This is a genomic window from Cupriavidus taiwanensis (assembly GCF_900250115.1).
Taxonomy (GTDB): domain Bacteria; phylum Pseudomonadota; class Gammaproteobacteria; order Burkholderiales; family Burkholderiaceae; genus Cupriavidus; species Cupriavidus taiwanensis_B.
Map to the genome: position 1 here is coordinate 3,081,550 of NZ_LT984803.1, position 24,658 is coordinate 3,106,207.

At 63.6% G+C, this 24,658-nt stretch carries 20 protein-coding genes, 2 tRNA genes and 3 rRNA genes; 11 read left to right on the forward strand and 14 right to left on the reverse strand.

The features are described from left to right. Positions 1 to 43: 43 nt before the first annotated feature. Complete coding sequence (locus CBM2586_RS14380; RefSeq protein WP_115661082.1) at positions 44 to 1,630, reverse strand: ABC transporter substrate-binding protein; 1,587 nt, start codon at positions 1,628 to 1,630, stop codon at positions 44 to 46. Positions 1,631 to 1,696: 66 nt separating this feature from the next. Then, positions 1,697 to 1,897: a hypothetical protein gene (locus CBM2586_RS14385; RefSeq protein ID WP_145987405.1), complete on the reverse strand. Its 201-nt coding sequence runs from the start codon at positions 1,895 to 1,897 to the stop codon at positions 1,697 to 1,699. 56 nt (positions 1,898 to 1,953) lie between these two features. On the opposite strand from CBM2586_RS14385, the gene CBM2586_RS14390 reads away from it, so the two are divergent. Together CBM2586_RS14390 and CBM2586_RS14395 are read left to right on the forward strand one after the other, a co-directional pair. After that, complete coding sequence (locus CBM2586_RS14390; protein WP_115688149.1) at positions 1,954 to 3,147, forward strand: M20 aminoacylase family protein; 1,194 nt, start codon at positions 1,954 to 1,956, stop codon at positions 3,145 to 3,147. 88 nt (positions 3,148 to 3,235) lie between these two features. Further along, positions 3,236 to 4,261, forward strand: coding sequence for a DUF2891 domain-containing protein (locus CBM2586_RS14395; protein WP_115688151.1), 1,026 nt, complete (start codon positions 3,236 to 3,238; stop codon positions 4,259 to 4,261). Positions 4,262 to 4,279: 18 nt separating this feature from the next. On the opposite strand, the gene CBM2586_RS14400 is transcribed toward CBM2586_RS14395, so the two are convergent. The 10 genes from CBM2586_RS14400 to CBM2586_RS14445 all read right to left on the reverse strand — a co-directional run bounded on the left by CBM2586_RS14400 (position 4,280) and on the right by CBM2586_RS14445 (position 14,456). Beyond that, positions 4,280 to 5,227 (reverse strand): DUF3047 domain-containing protein, encoded by a 948-nt coding sequence (locus tag CBM2586_RS14400; RefSeq protein WP_115688153.1) that lies wholly within the window; start codon positions 5,225 to 5,227, stop codon positions 4,280 to 4,282. Between the two features lie 297 nt (positions 5,228 to 5,524). After that, a 5S ribosomal RNA gene (gene rrf / locus CBM2586_RS14405) occupies positions 5,525 to 5,638 on the reverse strand. Between the two features lie 111 nt (positions 5,639 to 5,749). After that, positions 5,750 to 8,627 (reverse strand): 23S ribosomal RNA (locus tag CBM2586_RS14410). A gap of 291 nt (positions 8,628 to 8,918) precedes the next feature. Next, positions 8,919 to 8,994: transfer RNA gene (locus CBM2586_RS14415), tRNA-Ala, on the reverse strand. 11 nt (positions 8,995 to 9,005) lie between these two features. Then, positions 9,006 to 9,082: transfer RNA gene (locus CBM2586_RS14420), tRNA-Ile, on the reverse strand. Between the two features lie 62 nt (positions 9,083 to 9,144). Further along, positions 9,145 to 10,673: ribosomal RNA gene (locus tag CBM2586_RS14425) — 16S ribosomal RNA — on the reverse strand. The 16S, 23S and 5S rRNA genes sit together here with 2 tRNA genes alongside, the layout of an rRNA operon. A 572-nt stretch (positions 10,674 to 11,245) precedes the next feature. Continuing rightward, complete coding sequence (locus CBM2586_RS14430; RefSeq protein ID WP_115688155.1) at positions 11,246 to 12,022, reverse strand: enoyl-CoA hydratase; 777 nt, start codon at positions 12,020 to 12,022, stop codon at positions 11,246 to 11,248. Positions 12,023 to 12,114: 92 nt separating this feature from the next. Further along, positions 12,115 to 12,867 (reverse strand): amino acid ABC transporter ATP-binding protein, encoded by a 753-nt coding sequence (locus CBM2586_RS14435; protein ID WP_115688157.1) that lies wholly within the window; start codon positions 12,865 to 12,867, stop codon positions 12,115 to 12,117. Positions 12,868 to 12,904: 37 nt separating this feature from the next. Next, positions 12,905 to 13,558 carry an amino acid ABC transporter permease gene (locus tag CBM2586_RS14440; RefSeq protein WP_115688159.1) on the reverse strand — a complete coding sequence of 218 codons (654 nt, stop codon included), beginning with the start codon at positions 13,556 to 13,558 and terminating at the stop codon, positions 12,905 to 12,907. Positions 13,559 to 13,664: 106 nt separating this feature from the next. After that, entirely contained in the window at positions 13,665 to 14,456 is a 792-nt protein-coding gene (locus tag CBM2586_RS14445) for an amino acid ABC transporter substrate-binding protein (protein ID WP_115661075.1), read from the reverse strand. Positions 14,457 to 14,720: 264 nt separating this feature from the next. On the opposite strand from CBM2586_RS14445, the gene paaG reads away from it, so the two are divergent. From paaG to paaK, 3 genes are read left to right on the forward strand one after another with little or no spacing between them, the layout of a single operon-like run. Beyond that, complete coding sequence (gene paaG / locus CBM2586_RS14450) at positions 14,721 to 15,545, forward strand: 2-(1,2-epoxy-1,2-dihydrophenyl)acetyl-CoA isomerase PaaG (protein WP_115661074.1); 825 nt, start codon at positions 14,721 to 14,723, stop codon at positions 15,543 to 15,545. Between the two features lie 40 nt (positions 15,546 to 15,585). Beyond that, entirely contained in the window at positions 15,586 to 16,038 is a 453-nt protein-coding gene (gene paaI, locus CBM2586_RS14455; protein WP_172583234.1) for a hydroxyphenylacetyl-CoA thioesterase PaaI, read from the forward strand. A 51-nt stretch (positions 16,039 to 16,089) separates the two neighbouring features. Next, a complete protein-coding gene (gene paaK / locus CBM2586_RS14460; protein WP_115688161.1) occupies positions 16,090 to 17,394 on the forward strand; it encodes a phenylacetate--CoA ligase PaaK in 1,305 nt (434 codons plus the stop codon). Positions 17,395 to 17,494: 100 nt separating this feature from the next. Here the strand turns inward: paaK and mltA are convergent, their stop codons facing one another. After that, a complete protein-coding gene (gene mltA, locus CBM2586_RS14465; protein ID WP_115688163.1) occupies positions 17,495 to 18,649 on the reverse strand; it encodes a murein transglycosylase A in 1,155 nt (384 codons plus the stop codon). Positions 18,650 to 18,774: 125 nt separating this feature from the next. On the opposite strand from mltA, the gene CBM2586_RS14470 reads away from it, so the two are divergent. Beyond that, positions 18,775 to 18,990, forward strand: coding sequence for a hypothetical protein (locus CBM2586_RS14470; protein ID WP_115661072.1), 216 nt, complete (start codon positions 18,775 to 18,777; stop codon positions 18,988 to 18,990). Between the two features lie 13 nt (positions 18,991 to 19,003). Here the strand turns inward: CBM2586_RS14470 and apaG are convergent, their stop codons facing one another. Further along, complete coding sequence (apaG, locus tag CBM2586_RS14475) at positions 19,004 to 19,378, reverse strand: Co2+/Mg2+ efflux protein ApaG (RefSeq protein WP_012353991.1); 375 nt, start codon at positions 19,376 to 19,378, stop codon at positions 19,004 to 19,006. 193 nt (positions 19,379 to 19,571) lie between these two features. Between apaG and rpe the strand changes: the two genes are divergently transcribed. From rpe to trpD, 5 genes are all read left to right on the forward strand, one after another. After that, the gene (gene rpe, locus CBM2586_RS14480; RefSeq protein WP_115661071.1) at positions 19,572 to 20,273 is read left to right on the forward strand and encodes a ribulose-phosphate 3-epimerase; all 702 of its coding nucleotides are present in this window, start codon (positions 19,572 to 19,574) and stop codon (positions 20,271 to 20,273) included. A gap of 8 nt (positions 20,274 to 20,281) precedes the next feature. Beyond that, complete coding sequence (gph, locus tag CBM2586_RS14485) at positions 20,282 to 21,025, forward strand: phosphoglycolate phosphatase (protein ID WP_115661070.1); 744 nt, start codon at positions 20,282 to 20,284, stop codon at positions 21,023 to 21,025. Between the two features lie 425 nt (positions 21,026 to 21,450). After that, a complete protein-coding gene (gene trpE / locus CBM2586_RS14490) occupies positions 21,451 to 22,980 on the forward strand; it encodes an anthranilate synthase component I (protein WP_115661069.1) in 1,530 nt (509 codons plus the stop codon). 20 nt (positions 22,981 to 23,000) lie between these two features. After that, positions 23,001 to 23,570, forward strand: coding sequence for an aminodeoxychorismate/anthranilate synthase component II (locus tag CBM2586_RS14495; protein ID WP_092317948.1), 570 nt, complete (start codon positions 23,001 to 23,003; stop codon positions 23,568 to 23,570). Between the two features lie 62 nt (positions 23,571 to 23,632). Continuing rightward, positions 23,633 to 24,658 (forward strand): anthranilate phosphoribosyltransferase, encoded by a 1,026-nt coding sequence (trpD, locus tag CBM2586_RS14500; RefSeq protein WP_115688165.1) that lies wholly within the window; start codon positions 23,633 to 23,635, stop codon positions 24,656 to 24,658.

The window sequence follows — 24,658 nt, forward strand, 5'->3', positions numbered from 1 at the left end:
GCAGCCATGCGCGGCACCGCGAACTCAGCAGCAGGCAGCCTGCTTACTGGGGCTTGAAATTATGCGCGTAGGTGCGCTCGTCGGTGCGCGGCACGTAGACGATGCCCTTCTGCGTGGCCCAGGTGGTCACCTGCTGGTGGATCGGGATGATACCGCCATCGTTGATCGCGATCGCGGTGGCTTCCTGCAGCAGCTTGGAGCGTTCGGTGTCGTCCACCGTCGACAGCGCCTTTTCCAGCACCACGTCCATCTTCGGGTTGCAGTACTCGCCCCAGTTGGTGGTGCCGAAGCCCTTCTTGCTGTCTTCGCACGCCAGCAGCGCGCGCAGCGGCGAGCTGACCTCCCCGGTCTGCGCGCCCCAGCCGAGCAGGCCGAACGACCACTCGTGCTTGATGCCCTTGGACGAGTACGTCGCCATCGGCATGCCCTCGACCTTGGTGGCGATGCCGATGCGGGTCAGGTTCTGCGCGATGGTCTGAGCGATCTTCTCGTCGTTGACGTAGCGGTTGTTGGGCGTGTGCAGCGTCACGCCAAAACCGTTGGGAAAGCCCGCCTCCGCCAGCAGCTTCTTGGCGCCCTCGGGGTCGTACTTGACCGTCTTCAGGTTGGGGTTGTAGCCGAACAACGTGGGCGGCACCAGGTTGTTGGTCGGTTCGGACAGGCCTTCCATCAGCCGGTCCTTGATGCCCTGCCGGTTGATTGCCATGCTGATGGCATTGCGCACGCGCGTGTCCTTCAGCGGGTTCTTGTCCAGCGGCGCGCCTTCCTTGGTGGTGACGTAAGGCGACTTGTCGCGCTTGGCATCGAAGTACAGGTAGATCACGCGGTGCGAGATCTTGGAGAAGAACGCCAGCTTGGGATCCTTGCGCACCTTGGGCAGGTCGGGCGTGGGCACGTTCTCGATGGCCTGCACATCGCCCGACAGCAGCGCCGCCAGGCGCGTCGCCGGGTTGGGGATGAAGCGCAGCGTGACCTTGTCCCAGGCCGGCTTGTTGCCCCAGTAATCGTTGTTGCGCACCAGCTCGACCCGGTCGTCGCGCGCATAGCTGACGAACTTGAACGGGCCGGTGCCGACCATGCCCTTGCCCTGCGCGAAGTCATCGGAGCCCAGGCCCTGCGTGGCCTTTTTCTGCACGATGAAGATCGAGGTCAGGTCGTTCAGCATCAGCGGATACGGCTGGCTGGTGGTGAGCTGGATGGTGTGCTTGTCGACGATCTTCTTGTTGACGATCGCCTTGGTGTAGACATCGAACTTGCCCGGGCTGTTCTGGATCGTGGCGGGGCGGTCGAGCGACCAGATCACGTCCTCGGCGGTCAGCTCGGAGCCGTCGTGGAACTTCACCCCCTTGCGGATCTTGAATTCCCAGGTCAGGTCGTTGACCAGCTTCCACGACTCGGCCAGGCCCGGGATGATGCGGCTGTCCGGGTCCATCTTGGTCAGCGAGTCGAAGACATGCTCGGAAACGTTGATGTTGGAGAACAGGTTGTAGAAGTGCGGATCCATCGAGGTCGGCGGCGAACTCATGGCCAGTTTGAGGTCCGCGGCCTGGGCGGTGCCGGCCAGCGCGAGGCCAAGGGCCCCCGCCACAGCGACCGCGCCAATTGCCTTCTTGAAAGTGCGAAGGGACATCGCGCAATTCTCCCTGTAGGAAGTGAAGCAGACGTTTTAGGATCGGCAATGCGCGCGCGCAGCGGGTCACGAGCGGCGCTGCTTTTTGGTGCGATGGGGCATCACAAAGCGACGGTATTGCCGGCCGGGCACTTCAAGCATGAACTGTTCCAGCAGTGCACATGCCACGGCAATGCGGGGAAACCCACCCGCGCCGGCATATTGCACTGCGCCAACGCGGCGATCGCGCAGCAAATCGCCGCGTTTTGGCGCTTTCGCGACAGGCATCGTATGATCCGGGTATCCCATTGCTAACGCCCTGGATCCCAGGGCCGCCCGGCATCATGAAGCTCATCCCCGAAATCCTGCAGGCACAAGCCGAAATCCGCGCGATCCGGCGCGATATCCACGCCCATCCTGAACTCTGCTTCGAAGAGCAGCGCACCGCCGATGTGGTCGCGCGCAGCCTGGAATCGTGGGGCATCGAGGTCCACCGCGGGCTGGGCACCACCGGCCTGGTCGGCGTGATCCGCAACGGCAGCAGCCCGCGCACCATCGGCCTGCGCGCCGACATGGACGCGCTGCCGCTGCAGGAAGCCAACACCTTCGGGCATCGCTCGCAGCATGCCGGCAAGATGCATGCGTGCGGCCATGACGGCCACACCGCCATGCTGCTCGGCGCGGCGCGCTACCTGGCGCAGCACAAGCCCTTCGACGGCACCGTGCACCTGATCTTCCAGCCGGCCGAGGAAGGCGGCGGCGGCGCGCGCGAGATGATCAAGGACGGCCTGTTCGAGCGCTTTCCGTGCGACGCGGTGTTCGGCGTGCACAACTGGCCTGGCATGCCGGTGGGCGCCTTCGGCACGCGCGCGGGTCCGCTGATGGCCTCGAGCAACGAGTTCCGCATCGTCGTGCGCGGCAAGGGCGCGCATGCGGCCATGCCCAACAACGGCAACGACCCGGTGTTCACCGCCGCGCAGATCGTTTCGGCGCTGCAGGGCATCATCACGCGCAACAAGCGCCCGATCGATACCGCGGTAATCTCGGTCACGCAGTTCCATGCCGGCGATGCCACCAACATCGTGCCGGACCAGGCCTGGATCGGCGGTACCGTCCGTACCTTCACGGTGCCGGTGCTCGACCTGATCGAGCGGCGCATGGAAGAGGTGGCGCGCGCGGTGGCGGCGGCATTCGACTGCACCGTCGAATACGAATTCCACCGCAACTATCCGCCTACCATCAACAGCGAGGCCGAGACCGGCTTTGCCGCCTCGGTCGCCGCCGAACTGGTCGGCGCAGACAACGTCGACAGCAACGTCGAGCCGACCATGGGCGCCGAGGATTTCTCCTTCATGCTGCAGCACAAGCCGGGCTGCTATCTGTTCCTGGGCAATGGCGACGGCGGCCATCGCGACGCCGGCCACGGCATCGGGCCCTGCATGCTGCACAATCCGAGTTACGATTTCAACGACGCACTGCTGCCGGTCGGCTCGACCTTCTTCGTGCGACTGGCGGAGAAGTGGCTGGCACCTGCCTGAGGGCAGACAACGGATGGCATAGACCAGAGCGTGCCCGAGCACGCCTGCCTGAGCAAGGCACTACGATTACTACAGGGGAGCTTCGGCGATGGGGCGTTCGGCGCTGGATCGCGAGACCGCGCGCAGCTTTGCGCGCGTGGCGCTGGAGAATATCCTGCGCCGTTATCCGTACAAGCTCGACCACATGATGGCGGGCGCCGGCGATCTTGCCGGGCCCGCTGCCTGGCATCCGGTGTTTTGCGGCAGCTACGACTGGCACTCGAGCGTCCATATGCACTGGCTGCTGGTGCGGCTGCTGGCACTGTATCCGGACCTTGAGGACGCGCCGCGCATCCGCGCCATGCTGGACGCCCAGTTGCGTGCGGATGCCATGGCTGCCGAACTCGCGTATTTCCGCCGGCCTGAATCGCGCACCTTCGAGCGCCCCTACGGCTGGGGCTGGATGCTGAAGCTGCAGGCCGAGCTGCTGGCGCTGGCGCGGCACGATGCGCATGCCACGGTCTGGGCCGAAGCCTGCGCGCCGCTGGCCTCGCACCTGTCGCAGCAACTGTCGGATTTCCTCGATGCGGCAGCGTTCCCGGTGCGCACCGGCACCCATTACAACAGCGCCTTTGCGCTGGTCATGGCGCTGGCTTATGCACGCATCCATCAGGACCTGGCCTTGCGCCGCGCCATCGTACGGCGCGCCCACCGCTGGTTCGGCCACGACCAGAAGTATCCGGCCCGCTACGAGCCCGGCGGCGACGAGTTCCTGTCCGGAGGGCTCACCGAAGCCGTGCTGATGCACGCGGTAATGGACGGCTGCGCCTTTTCGGAATGGTGGGAGTTGTTCGTGCCGGGCCAGGCCGAGCTGGCCAACTGGCTGACACCGGTGACGATGACCAACCGCAGCGATCCCAAGACCGCGCATCTGGACGGACTGAACCTGTCGCGCGCATGGTGCTGGCGCTTGCTGGAGCCCGGGCTGCCCGATCCGCTGCGGCCGCTGGCGATCCGTGCGTGGTCGGACCATATCGAGGCATCGCTGCCCCAGGCGGTGGCAGGCGAGTATGTGTCCACGCACTGGCTGGCCTCGTTCGCGGTGCTCGCGCTGGCCGAACCGATCGGCGGCTGAGGTGCCGCCGGCGGCAATCTAGTCCAGCGCGATGTCGCCGTACCAGGCTTCGGCCTTGCTTTTGGTATTGTCGGTATCGGTCATGATGCCGACGGCGATGACTTGGCCGGGGTCGGTCCCGAACGCCTTGCGATAGTCGGCGCGCAGGTCGCGCTCGTGGCAACGCCACTTATTGGCGTGCTTCGTGCCGCTATCCACCACGATCATGCGCACACGATCGGTATGTGGATTTTTCACCACCGCGCCTTCCGCGCGCTGCCCGCCCCAGATATACATCAGCGTGGCATACGGCATCTCGCGCCCGGTGGTCAGCCGCGCCATCTCGTACATCAACTGGTCCTTGAGCGGCAACGCGCCCTTGTCGCCATCGAATGCCACGAACAGCCGCAGCGGAGAGTCTTCGCGCGCGCCATGGCTGTTGTCGGCATTGCGGATGATGCCGCTGGTCTTCCAGGTCCAGCGCAGCATGCCGGCATCGCGCTCGCGCAGCGGCACATAGAGGCCTGAGGCCGAACTGTCTGCCTTGGCGTGAACCACGACACGCTGGTCGACCTCGGCCATCGAGTAAGTGGTGGGGATCTTGTTGCGATTGATGGTCCACGGCTGCCAGCCTACTGGAAGCCGGTTGCCGCGCGGCGAAACTGAAAACAACGGCAGCGCGGCGAGGGTCGTCGGCGAAGCGTCGACGGGTTCGCCATCGTCGCCTGCTTCCGCATCCGTCGCGGGAATGTCGGAAGCGGCCAGGACATCGGGTTCAGTGACGGTGCTATCGGCCTGCACGGCGGCATGGGCGGCCATGCGCTCGGTGAACGCCTGGCAATCGATAGCGGAGCTGGAGGCAACAGGGACGGCGGGGCCCGGCTGCACTTGCGGCGTGGAAGGTTCAGGAGGAGTGGAAGCGCACCCTGCCAGCAGTAGCGCGCCGGCGGCGCCAGTCAAAACCAGCCGAAACATCTTGGCCGTCATGTAACCCCTCGAAACCCGAAATCACGGACCCGCCCTGTCGGCGTCGGCCGCTCTATTGCTCACTGCTTGCTGCAAACACGTGTTGCAACCGCCTTCGTGCCACGCGTGGGCACTTGAGGGTCGAACATAGCAGAACAGGGTCGGTGCAGGAATGCGCCGCGACCCGCAATGCAGCAGGAAAACAACGGGCACCGGCATGCCAGGGAACGGCAATGGCGAGCGCGGCCGCGCGGTCTGGCCGCGCCAAAGACAAAACCCCTCGCAGCACACGCTGTCGAGGGGTTTTGCACAATAAGAGCCTGGCGATGACCTACTTTCACACGGGTAATCCGCACTATCATCGGCGCGGAGTCGTTTCACGGACCTGTTCGGGATGGGAAGGGGTGGTTCCAACTCGCTATGGTCACCAGGCATGAGGGGTTGTGGCGCTGTCGTGGGACAGCGTCACGAATCGGGATGTAGTGTTGGTTGTGTGTATCGAGGCACAAGGCGATCGCTCACCAGGTGAAACACACTGGTTATAGGATCAAGCCTTACGGGCAATTAGTACTGGTTAGCTTAACGCATTACTGCGCTTCCACACCCAGCCTATCAACGTCCTGGTCTCGAACGACCCTTCAAGGCGGTCAAGCCGCCAGGGAATCCTCATCTTCAGGCGAGTTTCCCGCTTAGATGCTTTCAGCGGTTATCTCTTCCGTACATAGCTACCCTGCGATGCCTCTGGCGAGACAACAGGTACACCAGCGGTACGTCCACTCCGGTCCTCTCGTACTAGGAGCAGCCCCCGTCAAGATTCCAACGCCCACGGCAGATAGGGACCAAACTGTCTCACGACGTTTTAAACCCAGCTCACGTACCTCTTTAAATGGCGAACAGCCATACCCTTGGGACCGGCTACAGCCCCAGGATGAGATGAGCCGACATCGAGGTGCCAAACACCGCCGTCGATATGAACTCTTGGGCGGTATCAGCCTGTTATCCCAGAGTACCTTTTATCCGTTGAGCGATGGCCCTTCCATTCAGAACCACCGGATCACTATGTCCTGCTTTCGCACCTGCTCGACTTGTCGGTCTCGCAGTTAAGCACGCTTTTGCCATTGCACTTTAGGTACGATGTCCGACCGTACCAAGCGTACCTTCGAACTCCTCCGTTACACTTTGGGAGGAGACCGCCCCAGTCAAACTGCCTACCATGCACTGTCCCCGACCCGGATTCACGGGCCAAGGTTAGAACCTCAAACAAACCAGGGTGGTATTTCAAGGACGGCTCCACGTAGACTAGCGTCCACGCTTCAAAGCCTCCCACCTATCCTACACAGATCGGTTCAAAGTCCAATGCAAAGCTACAGTAAAGGTTCATGGGGTCTTTCCGTCTAGCCGCGGGGAGATTGCATCATCACAAACACTTCAACTTCGCTGAGTCTCGGGAGGAGACAGTGTGGCCATCGTTACGCCATTCGTGCAGGTCGGAACTTACCCGACAAGGAATTTCGCTACCTTAGGACCGTTATAGTTACGGCCGCCGTTTACCGGGACTTCAATCAAGAGCTTGCACCCCATCATTTAATCTTCCGGCACCGGGCAGGCGTCACACCCTATACGTCCACTTTCGTGTTTGCAGAGTGCTGTGTTTTTATTAAACAGTCGCAGCCACCATTTTATTGCAACCCCTTCACCCTTCTGGCGCAGGCCAGTCAAGCTACCAGGGCGTACCTTATCCCGAAGTTACGGTACCAATTTGCCGAGTTCCTTCTCCCGAGTTCTCTCAAGCGCCTTAGAATACTCATCTCGCCCACCTGTGTCGGTTTGCGGTACGGTCTCGTATGACTGAAGCTTAGAGGCTTTTCTTGGAACCACTTCCAATTGCTTCGCAGCACTAGGCCGCTCGCCCCACACTCTTGAATCCCGCGCCCGGATTTGCCTGAGCGCCTTCTCCAATGCAGGGACCGGGACTTCCAACACCCGGACAACCTTCCGCGATCCGTCCCCCCATCGCATCATACGACGGTGCAGGAATATTAACCTGCTTCCCATCAGCTACGCATCTCTGCCTCGCCTTAGGGGCCGACTCACCCTACGCCGATGAACGTTGCGTAGGAAACCTTGGGCTTACGGCGAGGGGGCCTTTCACCCCCTTTATCGCTACTCATGTCAGCATTCGCACTTCTGATACCTCCAGCATCCTTTACAAGACACCTTCACAGGCTTACAGAACGCTCTCCTACCACGCACTTGCGTGCGTCCGCAGCTTCGGTGACTGGCTTAGCCCCGTTACATCTTCCGCGCAGGACGACTCGATCAGTGAGCTATTACGCTTTCTTTAAAGGGTGGCTGCTTCTAAGCCAACCTCCTGACTGTTTTAGCCTTCCCACTTCGTTTCCCACTTAGCCAATCTTTGGGACCTTAGCTGGCGGTCTGGGTTGTTTCCCTCTTGACACCGGACGTTAGCACCCGATGTCTGTCTCCCGTGATTGCACTCTTCGGTATTCGGAGTTTGCTATGGCGGGGTAATCAGCAATAGACCCCCCAACCATGACAGTGCTCTACCCCCGAAGGTGAGACACGAGGCACTACCTAAATAGTTTTCGGAGAGAACCAGCTATTTCCAGATTTGTTTAGCCTTTCACCCCTATCCACAGCTCATCCCCTAACTTTTCAACGTTAGTGGGTTCGGTCCTCCAGTACGTGTTACCGCACCTTCAACCTGGCCATGGATAGATCATCTGGTTTCGGGTCTACACCCAGCGACTCAACGCCCTGTTCGGACTCGCTTTCGCTACGCCTTCCCTAATCGGTTAAGCTTGCCACTGAATGTAAGTCGCTGACCCATTATACAAAAGGTACGCCGTCACCCCTTACGAGGCTCCGACTGTTTGTATGCATGCGGTTTCAGGATCTATTTCACTCCCCTCCCGGGGTTCTTTTCGCCTTTCCCTCACGGTACTGGTTCACTATCGGTCGATCACGAGTATTTAGCCTTGGAGGATGGTCCCCCCATCTTCAGACAGGATTTCACGTGTCCCGCCCTACTTGTCGCACACCTAGTTCCACAAGTCTGTTTTCGCATACAGGGCTATCACCTGCTATGGCCGGGCTTTCCATCCCGTTTTGCTAACAGTCCTGCTAAAGAGTGCAAGGCTCTTCCCATTTCGTTCGCCACTACTTTGGGAATCTCGGTTGATTTCTGTTCCTGCAGCTACTTAGATGTTTCAGTTCGCCGCGTTCGCTTCCCACACCTATGGATTCAGTGTGGGATGACCCATACGGGCCGGGTTTCCCCATTCGGACATCTCCGGATCAAAGCTTGTTTGCCAGCTCCCCGAAGCTTTTCGCAGGCTACCGCGTCCTTCATCGCCTGTGATCGCCAAGGCATCCACCACATGCACTTGTTCGCTTGACCCTATAACAAGTGTGTCTCATCGACACGCTCACTACAGGTTGAGTTCTCGCATTTGTGCCGTATTCCAAGTCATCTTTCGATCACTTAAATACTTTGGTTGATACAATCACAACCCGGTATCACGTTAAACTACATGTGCGTCTCATCAACGCACCGTGACACCTTTACTACATCCCATATTGTTAAAGAACAGCCGATCTTGCGATCGCTTGGCAATGCCAAATGAAAACACTCGCAACCTCATCGTCGCGAGGCGCTTTCATTTGACAACCAATCCAAGGTACCAGGTAGTGGTGGAGGATGACGGGATCGAACCGACGACCCCCTGCTTGCAAAGCAGGTGCTCTCCCAGCTGAGCTAATCCCCCTTCGGATAACTTGGTGGGTCTGGTAGGACTTGAACCTACGACCCCCGCCTTATCAAGACGGTGCTCTAACCACCTGAGCTACAGACCCTTGGCTGTAACAGCAAACAAACCGATAAGTGTGAACGCTAGGCTTGAGACACAAGCCTCTGGAAAGGAGGTGATCCAGCCGCACCTTCCGATACGGCTACCTTGTTACGACTTCACCCCAGTCATGAACCCTGCCGTGGTAATCGCCCTCCTTGCGGTTAGGCTAACTACTTCTGGCAAAACCCACTCCCATGGTGTGACGGGCGGTGTGTACAAGACCCGGGAACGTATTCACCGCGGCATGCTGATCCGCGATTACTAGCGATTCCAGCTTCACGTAGTCGAGTTGCAGACTACGATCCGGACTACGATGCGTTTTCTGGGATTAGCTCCCCTCGCGGGTTGGCAACCCTCTGTACGCACCATTGTATGACGTGTGAAGCCCTACCCATAAGGGCCATGAGGACTTGACGTCATCCCCACCTTCCTCCGGTTTGTCACCGGCAGTCTCTCTAGAGTGCCCTTTCGTAGCAACTAGAGACAAGGGTTGCGCTCGTTGCGGGACTTAACCCAACATCTCACGACACGAGCTGACGACAGCCATGCAGCACCTGTGTCCACTTTCCCTTTCGGGCACCTGATGCATCTCTGCTTCGTTAGTGGCATGTCAAGGGTAGGTAAGGTTTTTCGCGTTGCATCGAATTAATCCACATCATCCACCGCTTGTGCGGGTCCCCGTCAATTCCTTTGAGTTTTAATCTTGCGACCGTACTCCCCAGGCGGTCAACTTCACGCGTTAGCTACGTTACTGAAGAAATGAATCCCCAACAACTAGTTGACATCGTTTAGGGCGTGGACTACCAGGGTATCTAATCCTGTTTGCTCCCCACGCTTTCGTGCATGAGCGTCAGTGACGTCCCAGGGGCTGCCTTCGCCATCGGTATTCCTCCACATCTCTACGCATTTCACTGCTACACGTGGAATTCTACCCCCCTCTGACATACTCTAGCCTGACAGTCACAAGCGCCATTCCCAAGTTGAGCTCGGGGATTTCACGCCTGTCTTATCAAACCGCCTGCGCACGCTTTACGCCCAGTAATTCCGATTAACGCTCGCACCCTACGTATTACCGCGGCTGCTGGCACGTAGTTAGCCGGTGCTTATTCTTCCGGTACCGTCATCGACGCCGGGTATTAACCAGCGCCATTTCTTTCCGGACAAAAGTGCTTTACAACCCGAAGGCCTTCTTCACACACGCGGCATTGCTGGATCAGGGTTGCCCCCATTGTCCAAAATTCCCCACTGCTGCCTCCCGTAGGAGTCTGGGCCGTGTCTCAGTCCCAGTGTGGCTGATCGTCCTCTCAGACCAGCTACTGATCGTCGCCTTGGTGGGCCTTTACCCCACCAACTAGCTAATCAGACATCGGCCGCTCCTGTCGCGCGAGGCCTTGCGGTCCCCGCTTTCACCCTCAGGTCGTATGCGGTATTAGCTAATCTTTCGACTAGTTATCCCCCACGACAGGGCACGTTCCGATGTATTACTCACCCGTTCGCCACTCGCCGCCAGGCCGAAGCCCGCGCTGCCGTTCGACTTGCATGTGTAAGGCATGCCGCCAGCGTTCAATCTGAGCCAGGATCAAACTCTTCAGTTCAATCTCTGTGTGGACCCGAAGGTCCGCGCTCTTTCGAGCGGTCGCTCACTCTCAGAAAACTGACTGACCAGATCCGAAGACCCGGTCACGTTTTGCTGTGCGAGCACTGTATAACTTGAAGCATCACTGCCCGTAGACAGCGGCGTCCGCTACCCAGCGCCCACACTTATCGGTTGTTTGTTTGTTAAAGAACTTCGCCACCCGGCTTTGCCGTTCAGCGCGCTGCGTTGTCTGCAGCAGAGAAACGAGATTATGCAGAGCTTTCTTCGTTTCGTCAACCGTTTCAGCAAACTTTTTTGCTGCGGCCGGCGCTGCAAACCTCGCTGCGCCAACCTCCCGGCCGACCCCGCAACCCTTGCTGCGCCTGCCTTGCAGGAACCGCGTTGTGTTGCGAGGGGGCGAATAATAGGCCGGTTTTTCCGGCCTTGCAACACCTTTGTCACGACGATCCGCTAAACGTTCCCGCGGCTATCGCGTAAGCCCTTGAACCACAAAGGGAAACCGACCAGCCACATGGCGGAAGCGAGGCAATAGCCCTGCTCCGTCCTCGGGTATTCCCTGATCCCGGCGCTTTAGCGGTGCTGGAAATTCGCGCGGCGCTTCTCGACGAAGGCGGCCATACCTTCCTTCTGGTCTTCGCTGGCGAAGGTGGCGTGGAACAGCCGACGCTCGAAATGAACACCCTCGGCCAGCGTGGTCTCGTAGGCGGCGTTGACCGACTCCTTGATCATCATCACCACCGGCAGCGAGAACCCGGCGATGGTCTCGGCTGCCGCCAGCACTTCGTCCAGCAGCTTGTCGGCCGGCACCACGCGCGATACCAGGCCTGAGCGCTCGGCCTCGGCGGCGTCCATCATGCGCGCGGTCAGGCACAGGTCCATCGCCTTGGCCTTGGACACGGCGCGCGGCAGGCGCTGGGTGCCGCCCGCGCCGGGCATGGTGCCGAGCTTGACCTCGGGCTGGCCAAACTTGGCCGAATCCGCGGCGATGACGATGTCGCACATCATCGCCAGCTCACAGCCGCCACCGAGCGCGTAGCCGGCCACGCCGGCGATCACGGGCTTGCGGATCTTGCGGATGGTTTCCCAGTTGCGGGTGATGTAGTCGCCCTTGTAGACATCCATGAAGGAATACTTGGCCATCATGCCGATATCGGCACCGGCGGCGAAGGCGCGCTCGCTGCCGGTGATGACGATGGCGCCGATACCCTCATCCTGGTCAAAGGCGGTCAGCGCGGCACCCAGTTCATCCATCAGCGCATCATTGAGCGCATTCAGGGCCTTCGGGCGGTTCAGCGTGACCAGGCCAACGCGGCCACGGGTCTCGACCAGGATGTTCTCGTACGGCATGTCTTCTCCTATATATGGTCAGGCGGATGGCACCGTCGCCACCGGCTGCGGGCTATTCTGCCATCGGTTGCGGCGTGGCGCCGCGCCCGCGGCTAGAGCATGTGCGCGAGGAATTCGCGGGTGCGGGCGTGCGCTGGTGCCCCGAACACGGCGTCGGGCCGGCCTTCTTCGAGAATGGTGCCCTCGTCCATGAAGACGACATGGTTGGCCACTTCCCGGGCAAACCCCATTTCATGGGTGACGACGAGCATGGTCATATGCTCTTCGGCAAGCTGCCGCATGGTGCGCAGCACTTCGCCGGTCAGTTCCGGGTCGAGCGCGGAAGTGGGCTCGTCGAACAGCATGATGTCGGGCTCCATCGCCAGCGCGCGCGCGATCGCCACCCGCTGCTTCTGGCCGCCGGACAGCCGCGCCGGGTAGCTGTCGCGCTTGGCCAGCAGGCCGACCTTGCGCAGCAACTCCTCGGCCTTGGGGATGACTGCATCGCGCCGCAGGCCCTTGACGGTCACCGGCGCCTCGATGATGTTCTGCAGCACCGTCATGTGCGGAAACAGGTTGAACGACTGGAACACCATGCCCATCTTCCGACAGATGCGGCGCACTTCCGCCTCTGGCACATAGCGGGCCGCGCCGTCGGGACCGGCCGCGGCCAGCGTCTCGCCCTCGATATGCAGGGTGCCGCGGTCGATCACCTCGAGATGGTTCAGGCAACGCAGCAAGGTACTCTTGCCCGAGCCCGACGGGCCGATCACGGCGGTGACATCGCCCTTGCGCAAGGTCAGCGAAACGCCGCGCAAGACCTGCAGCGGCCCGAACGACTTGAAGATGTCGCGTGCCGCGATCATGACGCCGGACGCATCGTGGGCTGGGGCGCCGTTCGCGCTAGTCATCATGTTTGGCATAGCGTTTTTCGAGATTCTGGAAGAACCAGGTCAGAATCAGCGTCATCACGAGGTAAAACAGCGCGGCGACGAGGAAAGGCGTGGTGGTGAAATCGCGCTGCACGATGCCGCGCGCGGTGCGCAGGATGTCGTTGAGGGCCAGCACGTAGATCAGCGAGGTGTCCTTGATCAGCGTAATGGTTTCATTGCTGACCGGCGGCAGCACGCGGCTGACCATCTGCGGCAGCACCACGCGCCGCATGATCTGGAAGTACGTCATGCCCAGCGCCTTGCTGGCCTCGTACTGGCCGCGGTCGACGGACTTGATTCCGGCCCGGAAGATTTCGGCGAAGTACGCGGCGTAGTTGAGCGCGAAGGCCACCACTGCCGCCGGAAAATCAGGCAGCCGCACGCCGATGACCGGCACGAACGGCAGCGCAAAATAGATAAACAGCATCTGCAGCATCAGCGGCGTGCCGCGCATCAGCCAGATATAGCCGTTGACCAGGCCGCTCAGCAGCGGCCAGGACGAAATGCGCGCCAGTGCCAGCGCAAGCCCGAGCGGCACCGACAGGGCGAGCGTGATGGCGAATAGCGCCAGCGTGACTTTGGCACCCTGCGCCAAGGGCAGCAGAAGAGATAAGACGTAATCCATGCTCGCGCGTACAGAAGGAGGTGAGGCCTCCGGGAAGCCCGATGAATGGGTCCGGAGTTGGCATGCCCCTCGCGTGAACCGCGAGGGGCGTTACGCCGGGTCTGGATTACTTGGTAATGTCGGCGCCAAACCACTGGGTGGCGATACGCGCCGCGGTGCCGTCCTGCTTCATCGATGCCAGGGTCTGGTCGAGCTTGCCGAGCAGTTCGGCGTCATCCTTGCGCACGCCGACGCCGTAATCCTCGGTGCCGAAGTTTTCTTCCAGCACGCGGTATTCGCCGGCACGCTTGCTGATCAGGTAGCGGCCCACCACTTCATCGACCACGATCGCGTCGAGGCGGCCCGCCGACAGGTCCATCAGCGCCGTCACGTTGTCGCCGAAGGTCTTGAGTTCCTTCAGGCTGGCGGCAACCTGGCTTTCCTTCTTGATGGCATCCACCGCGCTGCTGCCGTCCTGCGCGCCTACGGTGCGGCCGGCGAGGTCAGCCTTGGCCTTCACCGGCGACTGGGTGCCGACGATGACGATCTGGTGGTTGGTCATGTAGGGCGCGGTAAAGCTGATGTTCTTCTTGCGCTCTTCGGTGATGGTCAGCCCGTTCCACAGCACGTCGACGCGCTTGCCGTTCAGCTCCGCCTCCTTGGCGCTCCAGTCGATCGGCTTGAACTCGACCGTCATGCCGAGGCGGCGGCTGGCCTCCTTGGCCATGTCGATATCGAAGCCGGCCAGCTCATTGTTGGCATCGCGGAAACCCATCGGCGGGAAATTGTCGTCCAGGCCCACGATGATCTTGGTGGCCGTATCCGTGCCGGCAGCCGGCGCGGGGGCGGATTCTTTCTTGCCGCACGCGGCGAACAGCGCGACGGACGAGATCAGGAGCAATGCAGCGAGCTTCTTCATAGGAATTCCAATGCGGATGGGAGAGCGCCCCGGGCTTCGCCTGGGCAGGCCGGCGGGGTTTCAGATTGTTGTTGGCAGCGCGATTATAGAGCGGCGCCATCGGCCGGCATTGCGGACTGGCCGGCATTCGCGCCAATCTCGCCTCGCCAGCGGGTAAAAATTAGTGCTACCATTGCCCGACCGACTGGTCGGTTTATTTTAGAGGCCTCAGCCCGCGCCGAGCGGAGTCCTGGAGTCCTCGATTCCATTCGGCAGGAGACAAAAATGCCCCCGACGTCCACGCCCGCTGGCCAGCCGGTCAGCATCGAGAGCGGCCCCATCCTGCTGGCATGGCAGGGACCGGTCGCGGTCATCACGCTCAATCGTCCCGACAAGCTCAACAGCTTCACCCGCGCCATGCACCAGGCGCTGCAGCAGGCGCTCGACCATGTCGAGGGCGGTGGCGCCCGGGCCCTGCTGCTGACGGGCGCCGGCCGCGGCTTCTGTGCGGGCCAGGACCTGGCCGACCTGGACTTCACCCCCGGGCACATGACCGACCTGGGCGAACTGATCGATACCTGGTTCAATCCGCTGATCCGCCGCCTGCAGGCCCTGCCGCTGCCGGTGGTGGCGGCGGTCAACGGCACCGCGGCAGGCGCCGGCGCCAACCTGGCGCTGGCCTGCGACATGGTGCTGGCGGCGCGCTCCGCCAGCTTTATCCAGGCCTTCGTCAAGATCGGGCTGGCGCCGGACTCGGGCGGCACCTGGCTGCTGCCGCAGCGCATCGGCATGGCGCGCGCGCTGGGCCTGGCCATGACCGGCGAGCGCCTGAGCGCCGAGGATGCCGAAGCCTGGGGCCTGGTCTGGCAGACCATGGACGACCCGCTGCTGCCGGAACAGGCGCTGGCGCTGGCAACGCACCTGGCCGCGCAGCCGACGCGCGCGCTGGCCGCGATCAAGCGCGCCATGTATGCCAGCGCCACGGCCACACTCGACGCCCAACTCGACCTCGAACGCGACCTGCAGCGCGAGCTTGGCCAGTCCGCCGACTATGCCGAGGGCGTCAACGCCTTCCTCGCCAAGCGCGCCCCGCACTTCACCGGCAAGTAGACCGCGGGCCACCCCCCCGCATCCCGGACAGGAGACCAGCTTGAAACAGGACCCCCAGGCCCTCGCGGAAGCCGCGGCGGCCGCGATGTATGAAGCCGACACCTGCAGCCGCTGGCTGGGCATCACGGTCGAGGCGGTGCGGCCGGGCTATGCGCGGCTGACCATGCCGGTGCGCAAGGAATTCCTCAACGGGCACGGCATCTGCCATGGCGGCCTGATGTTTACGCTGGCAGATTCGACCTTCGCTTTTGCCTGCAACAGCCATAACATCAACACCGTGGCGGCGGGCTGCAGCATCGAGTTCCTGCGGCCCGTGCATGGTGGCGACGTGCTCACCGCCGAGGCCACCGAGCAGGTCCTGTCGGGCCGGCACGGCATCTACGATATCCGCGTGACCAATGCCGCGGGCCAGGTGGTGGCGATGTTCCGCGGCAAGTCCGCGCAGATCAAGGGACACGTGGTGCCGCCGCCCGACGCAAGCGAAGGCGCCTGAAGGCCCTGGCAAGACCCTGAAGACAAACGCCCCCCCCGTGCAGGAGACCCCATGAGCACGCGCCTGACCGACCTGCCCCTGGATCCGATCGAGACCGCCAGCCGCGCCGAGCTGCAGGCGTTGCAGCTGGAGCGCCTGAGATGGTCGCTCCACCACGCCTACGCCAATTCGCCGGTCTACCGGCGCAAGTTCGACGAGGCCGGCGTGCACCCGGACCAGCTGCAAAGGCTGGCCGACCTGGCCCGCTTCCCGTTCACCAGCAAGCAGGACCTGCGCGACAACTACCCGTTCGGCATGTTCGCGGTGCCGCAGGACCGCGTGGCCCGCATCCATGCCTCCTCCGGCACCACCGGCAAGCCGACCGTGGTCGGCTACACGCTGCAGGACATCGACAACTGGGCCACGGTGATGGCGCGCTCGATCCGCGCCTCGGGCGCGCGCCGTGGCGACAAGGTGCATATCAGCTACGGCTACGGACTCTTCACCGGCGGACTGGGCGCGCACTACGGTGTCGAGAAGGCCGGCCTGACCGCGATCCCGTTCGGCGGCGGGCAGACCGAGCGGCAGGTGCAGCTGATCCAGGACTTCAAGCCGGAAGTGATCATGGTGACCCCAAGCTACATGCTGGCGATCGCCGACGAATTCGAGCGCCAGGGCATCGACCCGGCCAGCACCTCGCTGCGCGTGGGCATCTTCGGCGCCGAGCCGTGGACGCCGGAGATGCGGCTGGCGCTCGAGAAGCGCATGGGCATTTCCGCGGTCGACATCTATGGCCTGTCGGAAGTCATGGGGCCCGGCGTGGCCAACGAATGCGCCGAGACCAAGGACGGCCCCACCATCTGGGAAGACCATTTCTACCCCGAGATCATCGACCCGGACACCGGCGCGGTGCTGCCCGACGGCGAGTTCGGCGAACTGGTGTTCACCTCGCTGACCAAGGAAGCGATGCCGGTGGTGCGCTACCGCACGCGCGACCTGACCCGGTTGCTGCCGGGCACGGCACGCGCGGCATTTCGCCGCATGGAGAAGGTCACCGGCCGCACCGACGACATGATGATCGTGCGCGGCGTCAACGTGTTTCCGTCGCAGATCGAGGAACTGATCCTCAGGCACGCCGGGCTGGCGCCGCACTACCAGTGCGTGCTGGCCAAGGAGGGCCATATGGATACGCTGACGGTGCGCGTGGAATGCGCACACGGCAGCGAGCCGGCACGAGCGCAGGCCGCGAGAGAGCGGCTGGCGCACGAGATCAAGTCTTATATCGGCGTGACCGCGGCGATCGAGGTGCTGCCCGAGGGCGGGATCGAGCGGTCGGTGGGGAAGGCGAAGCGGATCGTGGATCAGCGGCCGCGGTGAGGCAAGGGAGCGTTCGCGGACCAGCGCCCTCTGGACGCAAGCCACCGCCCCTGGTGAACGCTCCCCTCTCCCGCACGCGTAGAGAGGAGCAAAACGTCGGTCAGCTACGCGGCATCAGCACCCACATCCGGCCGCCCTGCTTCATCCGTCCGGCGGTCTCGCCGGCGGCATCGCCGGCGCCCCAGAAGAAGTCCGCGCGCACGCCACCCTTGATGGCGCTGCCGGTGTCCTGCGCGAACATCAGGCGCTGGATCGGCTCGGTCGACAACGGACGCGTGGTCGAGAGGAACACCGGCACGCCCAGCGGGATCGTGGCCGGGTCGACCGCGATCGAGCGCTCCGCGGTCAGCGGCACGCCCAGTGCGCCCACCGGGCCGTCGTTGCTGGGCGGCAGCTCGCGGAAGAACACAAAGCGCGGGTTGATGTTCAGCATCTCCTCGACCCGGCCCGGATTGGCACGCGCCCACGCCTTGATGCCCTGCATGGTGGCCTGCGCCGGGGTGATCTCGCCGCGGTCGAGCAGCCACTTGCCGAACGAGCGGAACGGCTGGTCGTTGGTGCCACCGAAGCCTACCCGCATCATGCTGCCGTCCGCCATGCGGATGCGGCCCGAGCCCTGGATCTGCAGAAAGGCGGCCTCGACCGCGTCGTCGACCCAGACCAGCTCGTTGCCGCGCATGGCCGGATTCTGCAGCAGCTCGGCGCGCGCCGGCAGCGCGCGGTTGCCGAACTGCGCCGGCTTGCGGTACAGCGGCACCTGGAACCTGCCCTGGCGCGTGCGCGAGCCGTGCAGGATCGGCTCGTAGTAGCCGGTGATCAGGCCGCTGTCGGTGCCGTCGCCGTTGACCACGCGGTACGGCTGGAAGTTGCTCTCGAAGTACGCGCGCATGGCGTTGATGTCGCCGGCATTGACCATCATGCCCGCGGCACAGGCGCGGCCCCATTCCGCGCGCTTCTTCAGCGCCTGGCAGCTTTGCTGCAGCGCCGGCCAGGCGGCGCGCACGTCGTCCTGGGACCAGCCGCCGAGCTCGGCCCAGCTGGCGGCCTGCAGCCGGCCCTTCTGCGACGATGCACTCGGTGGCGTGGTGCCGGACGGGGTAGTCTCGATGCGCGGCGGCGGGCCGCTCATGCAGCCGGCCAGCAGCACCGCGGGGCCGGCCAGCGCGAGCCAGCCGCGCAGGCGGCGTGGGGACAGGGAAGAAACCGGGGAAACTCGGGAAACCTGGGGAGTCGGGAAAGCGTCCGCGTATGCCATCTTGCTATTGTTCAAAGTTCTCGGGGGCACAGCCAGCAGCGCCGCATGGCGCCGGATTGCCCCTACAATGCCACCGTCATCCGTCAACCACCGCCTGCGCCCCCGCGGGCCGCGCCGCATCTGCCATGAGCAAGTTCTTCGAAGCCCATCCCATGCTGCTGTTCGCCCTGGAAGCCGGCGTGGCGCTGTTCCTGCTGATCTTTATCGTGGTCTGGACCATGGGCACGGCGAAAAAGCATCCGCGTCCCACCCGTGCCCCGTCGGAGCATCCGTCGCGCCGCCCGGCGCAAGGCGAGGCGCAAGCGCCGCCGCAGGATCAGGACAGCACACCGCGCCCGTAGGTTCCCCGCACCTTCAGTGCAGCATGCGCGGCAGCACCAGCGCGAATTCCGGGATCGGCACCTCGAAGCGATGGCCGTCCTCGGCCACGCAGAAGTACTCGCCCTTCATCGAGCCCACCGGGGTCGAGATCGTGGCCCAGCTGGTGTACTCGAAATGCTCGCCCGGCTTGAGCAGCGGCTGGTGGCCTACCACTCCCAGCCCGGCGACTTCCTGCGTGCCGTTGTCGCTGTCGGTGATGATCCAGTGGCGCGAGATCAGCTGTGCCGCGACCTCGCCGGTATTGTGGATGGTGATGGTGTAGGCGAAGGCATGGCGCCCGCGCTCGGGGTCGGACTGGTCCGGCAGGTACTGGGTGCGCACCGACACGGAGAAGGCGTACTCGCTCATCTTGGGCAGGGCCGGCAACGGGATCGGCCGGCAGGGAAAAAGGGTAGCCGCATTGTGCGGGATGGGCGCGGGACGGGCAAGAGCGCCGGCCGGGCGCGATCGCTTCCCGCGGGCGTAGAATATCGGTCTTTCAACGCCGTGCCGCCCGCCGCTGCGGCGATAACAGCATTCCCCGCATTCACCGCGCGCCACCATGACCCAGCCCACCTTCCGCATCGCCCCCTCCATCCTGTCCGCCGACTTTGCCCGCCTGGGCGAGGAAGTGCGCCGCGTGACCGAGGCCGGCGCCGACTGGATTCATTTCGACGTGATGGACAACCATTACGTGCCCAACCTGACCGTGGGCCCGCTGGTGTGCGAGGCGATCCGCCCGCACGTGACGGCACCGATCGACGTGCATCTGATGGTGCGCCCGGTGGACCGGATCATCCCGGACTTTGCCAAGGCCGGCGCCAACATCATCACCTTCCACCCCGAGGCCAGCGAACACGTCGACCGCTCGCTCGCCCTGATCCGCGACCACGGCTGCCAGGCCGGACTGGTGTTCAACCCCGCCACGCCGCTGCACCACCTGGACCACGTGATGGACCGCCTCGACGTGATCCTGCTGATGTCGGTCAACCCGGGCTTCGGCGGCCAGTCGTTCATCCCCGAGACGCTGAACAAGCTGCGCGCCGTGCGCCAGCGCATCGACGCCTACACCGCGCGCACCGGCCGCACCATCCTGCTGGAAGTGGACGGCGGCGTGAAGGTCGACAACATCGCCGAGATCGCCGCGGCCGGCGCCGACACTTTCGTGGCCGGCTCGGCAGTATTCGGCAAGCCGGACGCCGACGGCGGCTACCGCGGCATCATCTCGGCGCTGCGCGGCGAACTGGCCAAGGCCGCGCAATGAGCGCGGCAATGGGCGCGGGCGTGGTGCTGCGCCGCGCCGACTGGCGCGGCATCGAAGGCGTGATCGTCGACCTGGACGGCACCATGGTCGACACCGCGGGCGACTTCCACGCGTCGATCAATGCCATGCTGCTGACGCTGGGCCGCCAGCATCCCAACCTGGGGCCGGTGGCGCCGATGTCCGAGCAGGAGATCGTCAGCTACGTCGGCAAGGGTTCGGAAAACCTGATCCGGCGGGTGCTCGACGCGCGCTTCTCGCCGCTGCATGCCAACGGCCTGTTCGCCGATGCCTATGCGCTGTACGACCGCGAGTACATCCGCATCAACGGCCAGTTCTCGCAGGTCTACCCGGGCGTGCGCGAAGGCCTGGCGTCGATGAAGGCGGGCGGGCTGCGCCTGGCCTGCGTGACCAACAAGCCTTACAGCTTTACCGAGCCGCTGCTGGCCAAGACCGGCCTGGCCCAGTATTTCGAGCTGGTCTATGGCGGCGATGCCTTCCCGCTGCGCAAGCCCGACCCGTTTCCGCTGCTGAAGGTGGCCGATGCCTTCGGCCTGGAGCCGTCGGCGATGGCGGCGCTGGGAGACTCCGAAAACGACGCGCAGGCGGCCCGCGCGGCCGGCATGGGCGTGCTGCTGGTGCCCTATGGCTACAACCATGGCAACCCTGTACAAGGCGTCGACGCCGATGGTATAGTCGACTCCATTGCCCATGCCGCAGCGCTCTTTGCCGCACACTGGGCCGGTCATCGATAGTCCGTCGATCCCGACCAAATCCTGAACCTTCAATGTTTCTCAACCGCAAACGCATCTCTTCTGGCAGTGATCGGCAGGCCTGGCCCTGGCGTCGCTGGCGCGCCTCCCAACAGGCGTAAAGTGCGTTCGCGAGTCTGCTGACACGCCTTCGACCCGAAGGCGTCGCCACCACCGGCCCAGGCGACCAGCCATGCCGGGCATCACCACCCAAACCCGCCAAAAGCCAGCGTAGCCTGATTTCTCTGCTACGTTTAGCTCAAGAACGCGCCGCACGCCCTCTTTCCGGCCGTGTGCAGCCTTGTCCGCAAGCTTGCCGCACCACGGTCCGCAACCGGGGCGGACTTCCTACGCTCCAGCCAACTCTGCCGACAAGCGGCACCGCGCCTGACCATCGCTCGCGGCGCGGGCCGAACAAGAGGACCGACATGACCGAACTGGAATTCAAATCGCTGGCCGACCAGGGCTACAACCGCATCCCGCTGATCGCCGAGGCCTTTGCCGACCTGGAAACGCCGCTGTCGCTGTACCTGAAGCTGGCCCAGTCGCAGACCCGCGGTGTCAACACCTTCCTGCTCGAATCGGTGGTGGGCGGCGAGCGCTTCGGCCGCTATTCCTTCATCGGCCTGCATGCCCGCACGCTGCTGCGCGCCTACGGCAACCGCACCGAGGTGGTGACCGACGGCAAGGTGGTGGAAACCCACGAGGGCAATCCGCTCGACTTCATCGCCGCGTTCGAGAAGCGCTTCAAGGTGGCGCTGCGCCCTGGCCTGCCCCGCTTCTGCGGCGGCCTGGCCGGCTACTTCGGCTACGACGCGGTGCGCTATATCGAGAAAAAGCTCGCCAATACGCAAAAGCCCGACGACCTGAACCTGCCCGACATCCAGCTGCTGCTATGCGAAGAGCTGGCGGTGATCGACAACCTGTCGGGCAAGCTCTACCTGATCGTCTACGCCGACCCGACCACGCCGGAGGCCTATTCCCGCGCGCGCCAGCGCCTGCGCGAGCTACGCATGAAGCTGCGCCAGCCGGTCGACGTGCCGGTCACCAGTCCGTCGGTGCAGACCGAGGTCTACCGTGAATTCGCCAAGGCCGACTACCTGGCCGCCGTGCACAAGGCCAAGGAATACATCATGGCCGGTGACATGATGCAGGTGCAGATCGGCCAGCGCCTGGTCAAGCCCTACCGCGACGCGCCGCTGTCGCTGTACCGCGCGCTGCGCTCGCTGAATCCGTCGCCGTACATGTACTTCTACAACTTCGGCGACTTCCAGGTGGTAGGCGCATCGCCGGAGATCCTGGTGCGGCAGGAGGAACGCAAGGTCGGCACCAACGGGGAAAACGGCGGCGACACCCGCAGCGAACACATCGTCACCATCCGCCCGCTTGCCGGCACCCGCCCGCGCGGCAATACGCCGGACAAGGACGCGCAGCTGGCCACCGAGCTGCTCAACGACCCGAAGGAGATCGCCGAGCACGTGATGCTGATCGACCTGGCGCGCAATGACATCGGCCGCATTGCCGAGACCGGTTCGGTCAAGGTCACCGACAAGATGGTGATCGAGAAATACTCGCACGTGCAGCATATCGTCAGCTCGGTCGAAGGCACGCTGCGCGAGGGCATGAGCAACCTCGACGTGCTGCGCGCGACCTTCCCGGCGGGCACGCTGTCGGGCGCGCCCAAGGTCCATGCGATGGAGATCATCGACGAGCTCGAGCCGCGCAAGCGCGGCATCTATGGCGGCGCGGTGGGCTACCTGTCGTTCGGCGGCGAGATGGACCTGGCCATCGCCATCCGCACCGGCATCGTCAAGGATGGCAACCTCTATGTGCAGGCCGCCGCCGGCATCGTCGCCGATTCGGACCCCGAAGCCGAATGGAGGGAAACCGAGGCCAAGGCGCGCGCCGTGATCCGCGCCGCCGAGCAGGTCCAGGATGGCCTGGACTCCGACATCTGAGAGAACAGGAGACAGACGCCATGCTGCTGATGATCGACAACTACGATTCGTTCACCTACAACCTGGTCCAGTACTTCGGCGAACTGGGCGTGGACGTGCGCACCTATCGCAACGACGAGATCACCATCGAGGAAATCGAGGCACTGAAGCCCGACCATATCTGCGTGTCGCCCGGCCCGTGCAGCCCGAAGGAGGCCGGCATTTCGGTGGCGGCGCTGCAGCACTTCGCCGGCAAGATCCCGATGCTGGGCGTGTGCCTGGGCCACCAGGCCATCGGCGAGGCCTTCGGCGGCAAGGTGATCCGCGCCAAGCAGGTGATGCACGGCAAGGTCAGCACCATCGAGACTACGCAGCAAGGCGTGTTCAGCGGGCTGCCCAGGCATTTCGACGTGACGCGCTATCATTCGCTGGCGATCGAGCGCGAGACCCTGCCCGATTGCCTGGAGATCACCGCCTGGACCCCGGACGGCGAGATCATGGGCGTGCGCCACAAGACGCTCGCCGTCGAGGGCGTGCAGTTCCATCCCGAGTCGATCCTGTCCGAGCATGGCCATGCGATGCTGGCCAACTTCGTCAAGGCGCCGCGATGAGACTGCTCGATTCCGCGCCCGCCAGACCCCATCACGCCATCCAGACTGTCAACGAGAACGCCATGATCACGCCGCAAGAAGCCCTGACGCGCTGCATCGAACACCGCGAAATCTTCCATGACGAAATGCTGCACCTGATGCGGCAGATCATGCAGGCGCAGATCTCGCCGGTGATGGCCGCGGCGATCCTGACCGGGCTGCGGGTCAAGAAGGAAACCATCGGCGAGATCTCCGCCGCCGCGCAGGTGATGCGCGAGTTCGCCAACAAGGTCGCGGTGAAGGACCGCGAGAACTTCGTCGATATCGTCGGCACCGGCGGCGACGGCTCGCACACCTTCAACATCTCCACCGCGTCGATGTTCGTCGCCGCCGCCGCGGGCGCCAAGATCGCCAAGCACGGCAACCGCGGCGTCAGCTCCAAGTCGGGCAGCGCCGACGTGCTGGAGGCGCTCGGCGTGAACATCCTGCTTACGCCCGAGCAGGTCGGCCAGTGCATCGAAGAGACCGGCATCGGCTTCATGTTCGCGCCCACGCACCACCCGGCGATGAAGAACGTCGCGCCGATCCGCAAGGAAATGGGCGTGCGCACCATTTTCAATATCCTGGGCCCGCTGACCAACCCGGCCGATGCCCCCAATATCCTGATGGGCGTGTTCCACCCCGACCTGGTCGGTATCCAGGTGCGCGTGATGCAGCGCCTGGGCGCGCAGCACGCCATCGTGGTCTACGGCAAGGACGGCATGGACGAGGTCTCGCTCGGCGCCGCCACGCTGGTGGGCGAGCTGAAGGACGGCGAAGTGCGCGAGTACGAGATCCACCCCGAGGACTTCGGCCTGTCGATGATCTCCAACCGCGGCCTGAAGGTGGCCGATGCCGCCGAGTCGAAGGACATGCTGCTCGAGGCGCTGTCCAACGCGCCGGGCACGCCGCGCGAGATCGTGTCGCTGAACGCGGGCACCGCGCTGTACGCCGCCAACGTGGCGGACTCGGTCGAGGACGGCATCCGCCGCGCGCGCGAAGCCATCGCCAGCGGCGCGGCACGCCAGAAGCTCGACGCGTTCGTGCGGGCCACGCAGCAGTTCAAGTAA

Excerpts from the sequence above, each read along its gene's own strand:
- CBM2586_RS14380 (WP_115661082.1), bottom strand. The coding sequence starts at position 1,630 with ATGTCCCTTCGCACTTTCAAGAAGGCAATTGGCGCGGTCGCTGTGGCG.
- CBM2586_RS14385 (WP_145987405.1), bottom strand. The coding sequence starts at position 1,897 with ATGCCTGTCGCGAAAGCGCCAAAACGCGGCGATTTGCTGCGCGATCGC.
- CBM2586_RS14390 (WP_115688149.1), top strand. The coding sequence starts at position 1,954 with ATGAAGCTCATCCCCGAAATCCTGCAGGCACAAGCCGAAATCCGCGCG.
- CBM2586_RS14395 (WP_115688151.1), top strand. The coding sequence starts at position 3,236 with ATGGGGCGTTCGGCGCTGGATCGCGAGACCGCGCGCAGCTTTGCGCGC.
- CBM2586_RS14400 (WP_115688153.1), bottom strand. The coding sequence starts at position 5,227 with ATGACGGCCAAGATGTTTCGGCTGGTTTTGACTGGCGCCGCCGGCGCG.
- CBM2586_RS14430 (WP_115688155.1), bottom strand. The coding sequence starts at position 12,022 with ATGCCGTACGAGAACATCCTGGTCGAGACCCGTGGCCGCGTTGGCCTG.
- CBM2586_RS14435 (WP_115688157.1), bottom strand. The coding sequence starts at position 12,867 with ATGATCGCGGCACGCGACATCTTCAAGTCGTTCGGGCCGCTGCAGGTC.
- CBM2586_RS14440 (WP_115688159.1), bottom strand. The coding sequence starts at position 13,558 with ATGGATTACGTCTTATCTCTTCTGCTGCCCTTGGCGCAGGGTGCCAAA.
- CBM2586_RS14445 (WP_115661075.1), bottom strand. The coding sequence starts at position 14,456 with ATGAAGAAGCTCGCTGCATTGCTCCTGATCTCGTCCGTCGCGCTGTTC.
- paaG (WP_115661074.1), top strand. The coding sequence starts at position 14,721 with ATGCCCCCGACGTCCACGCCCGCTGGCCAGCCGGTCAGCATCGAGAGC.
- paaK (WP_115688161.1), top strand. The coding sequence starts at position 16,090 with ATGAGCACGCGCCTGACCGACCTGCCCCTGGATCCGATCGAGACCGCC.
- mltA (WP_115688163.1), bottom strand. The coding sequence starts at position 18,649 with ATGGCATACGCGGACGCTTTCCCGACTCCCCAGGTTTCCCGAGTTTCC.
- CBM2586_RS14470 (WP_115661072.1), top strand. The coding sequence starts at position 18,775 with ATGAGCAAGTTCTTCGAAGCCCATCCCATGCTGCTGTTCGCCCTGGAA.
- apaG (WP_012353991.1), bottom strand. The coding sequence starts at position 19,378 with ATGAGCGAGTACGCCTTCTCCGTGTCGGTGCGCACCCAGTACCTGCCG.
- rpe (WP_115661071.1), top strand. The coding sequence starts at position 19,572 with ATGACCCAGCCCACCTTCCGCATCGCCCCCTCCATCCTGTCCGCCGAC.
- gph (WP_115661070.1), top strand. The coding sequence starts at position 20,282 with ATGGGCGCGGGCGTGGTGCTGCGCCGCGCCGACTGGCGCGGCATCGAA.
- trpE (WP_115661069.1), top strand. The coding sequence starts at position 21,451 with ATGACCGAACTGGAATTCAAATCGCTGGCCGACCAGGGCTACAACCGC.
- CBM2586_RS14495 (WP_092317948.1), top strand. The coding sequence starts at position 23,001 with ATGCTGCTGATGATCGACAACTACGATTCGTTCACCTACAACCTGGTC.
- trpD (WP_115688165.1), top strand. The coding sequence starts at position 23,633 with ATGATCACGCCGCAAGAAGCCCTGACGCGCTGCATCGAACACCGCGAA.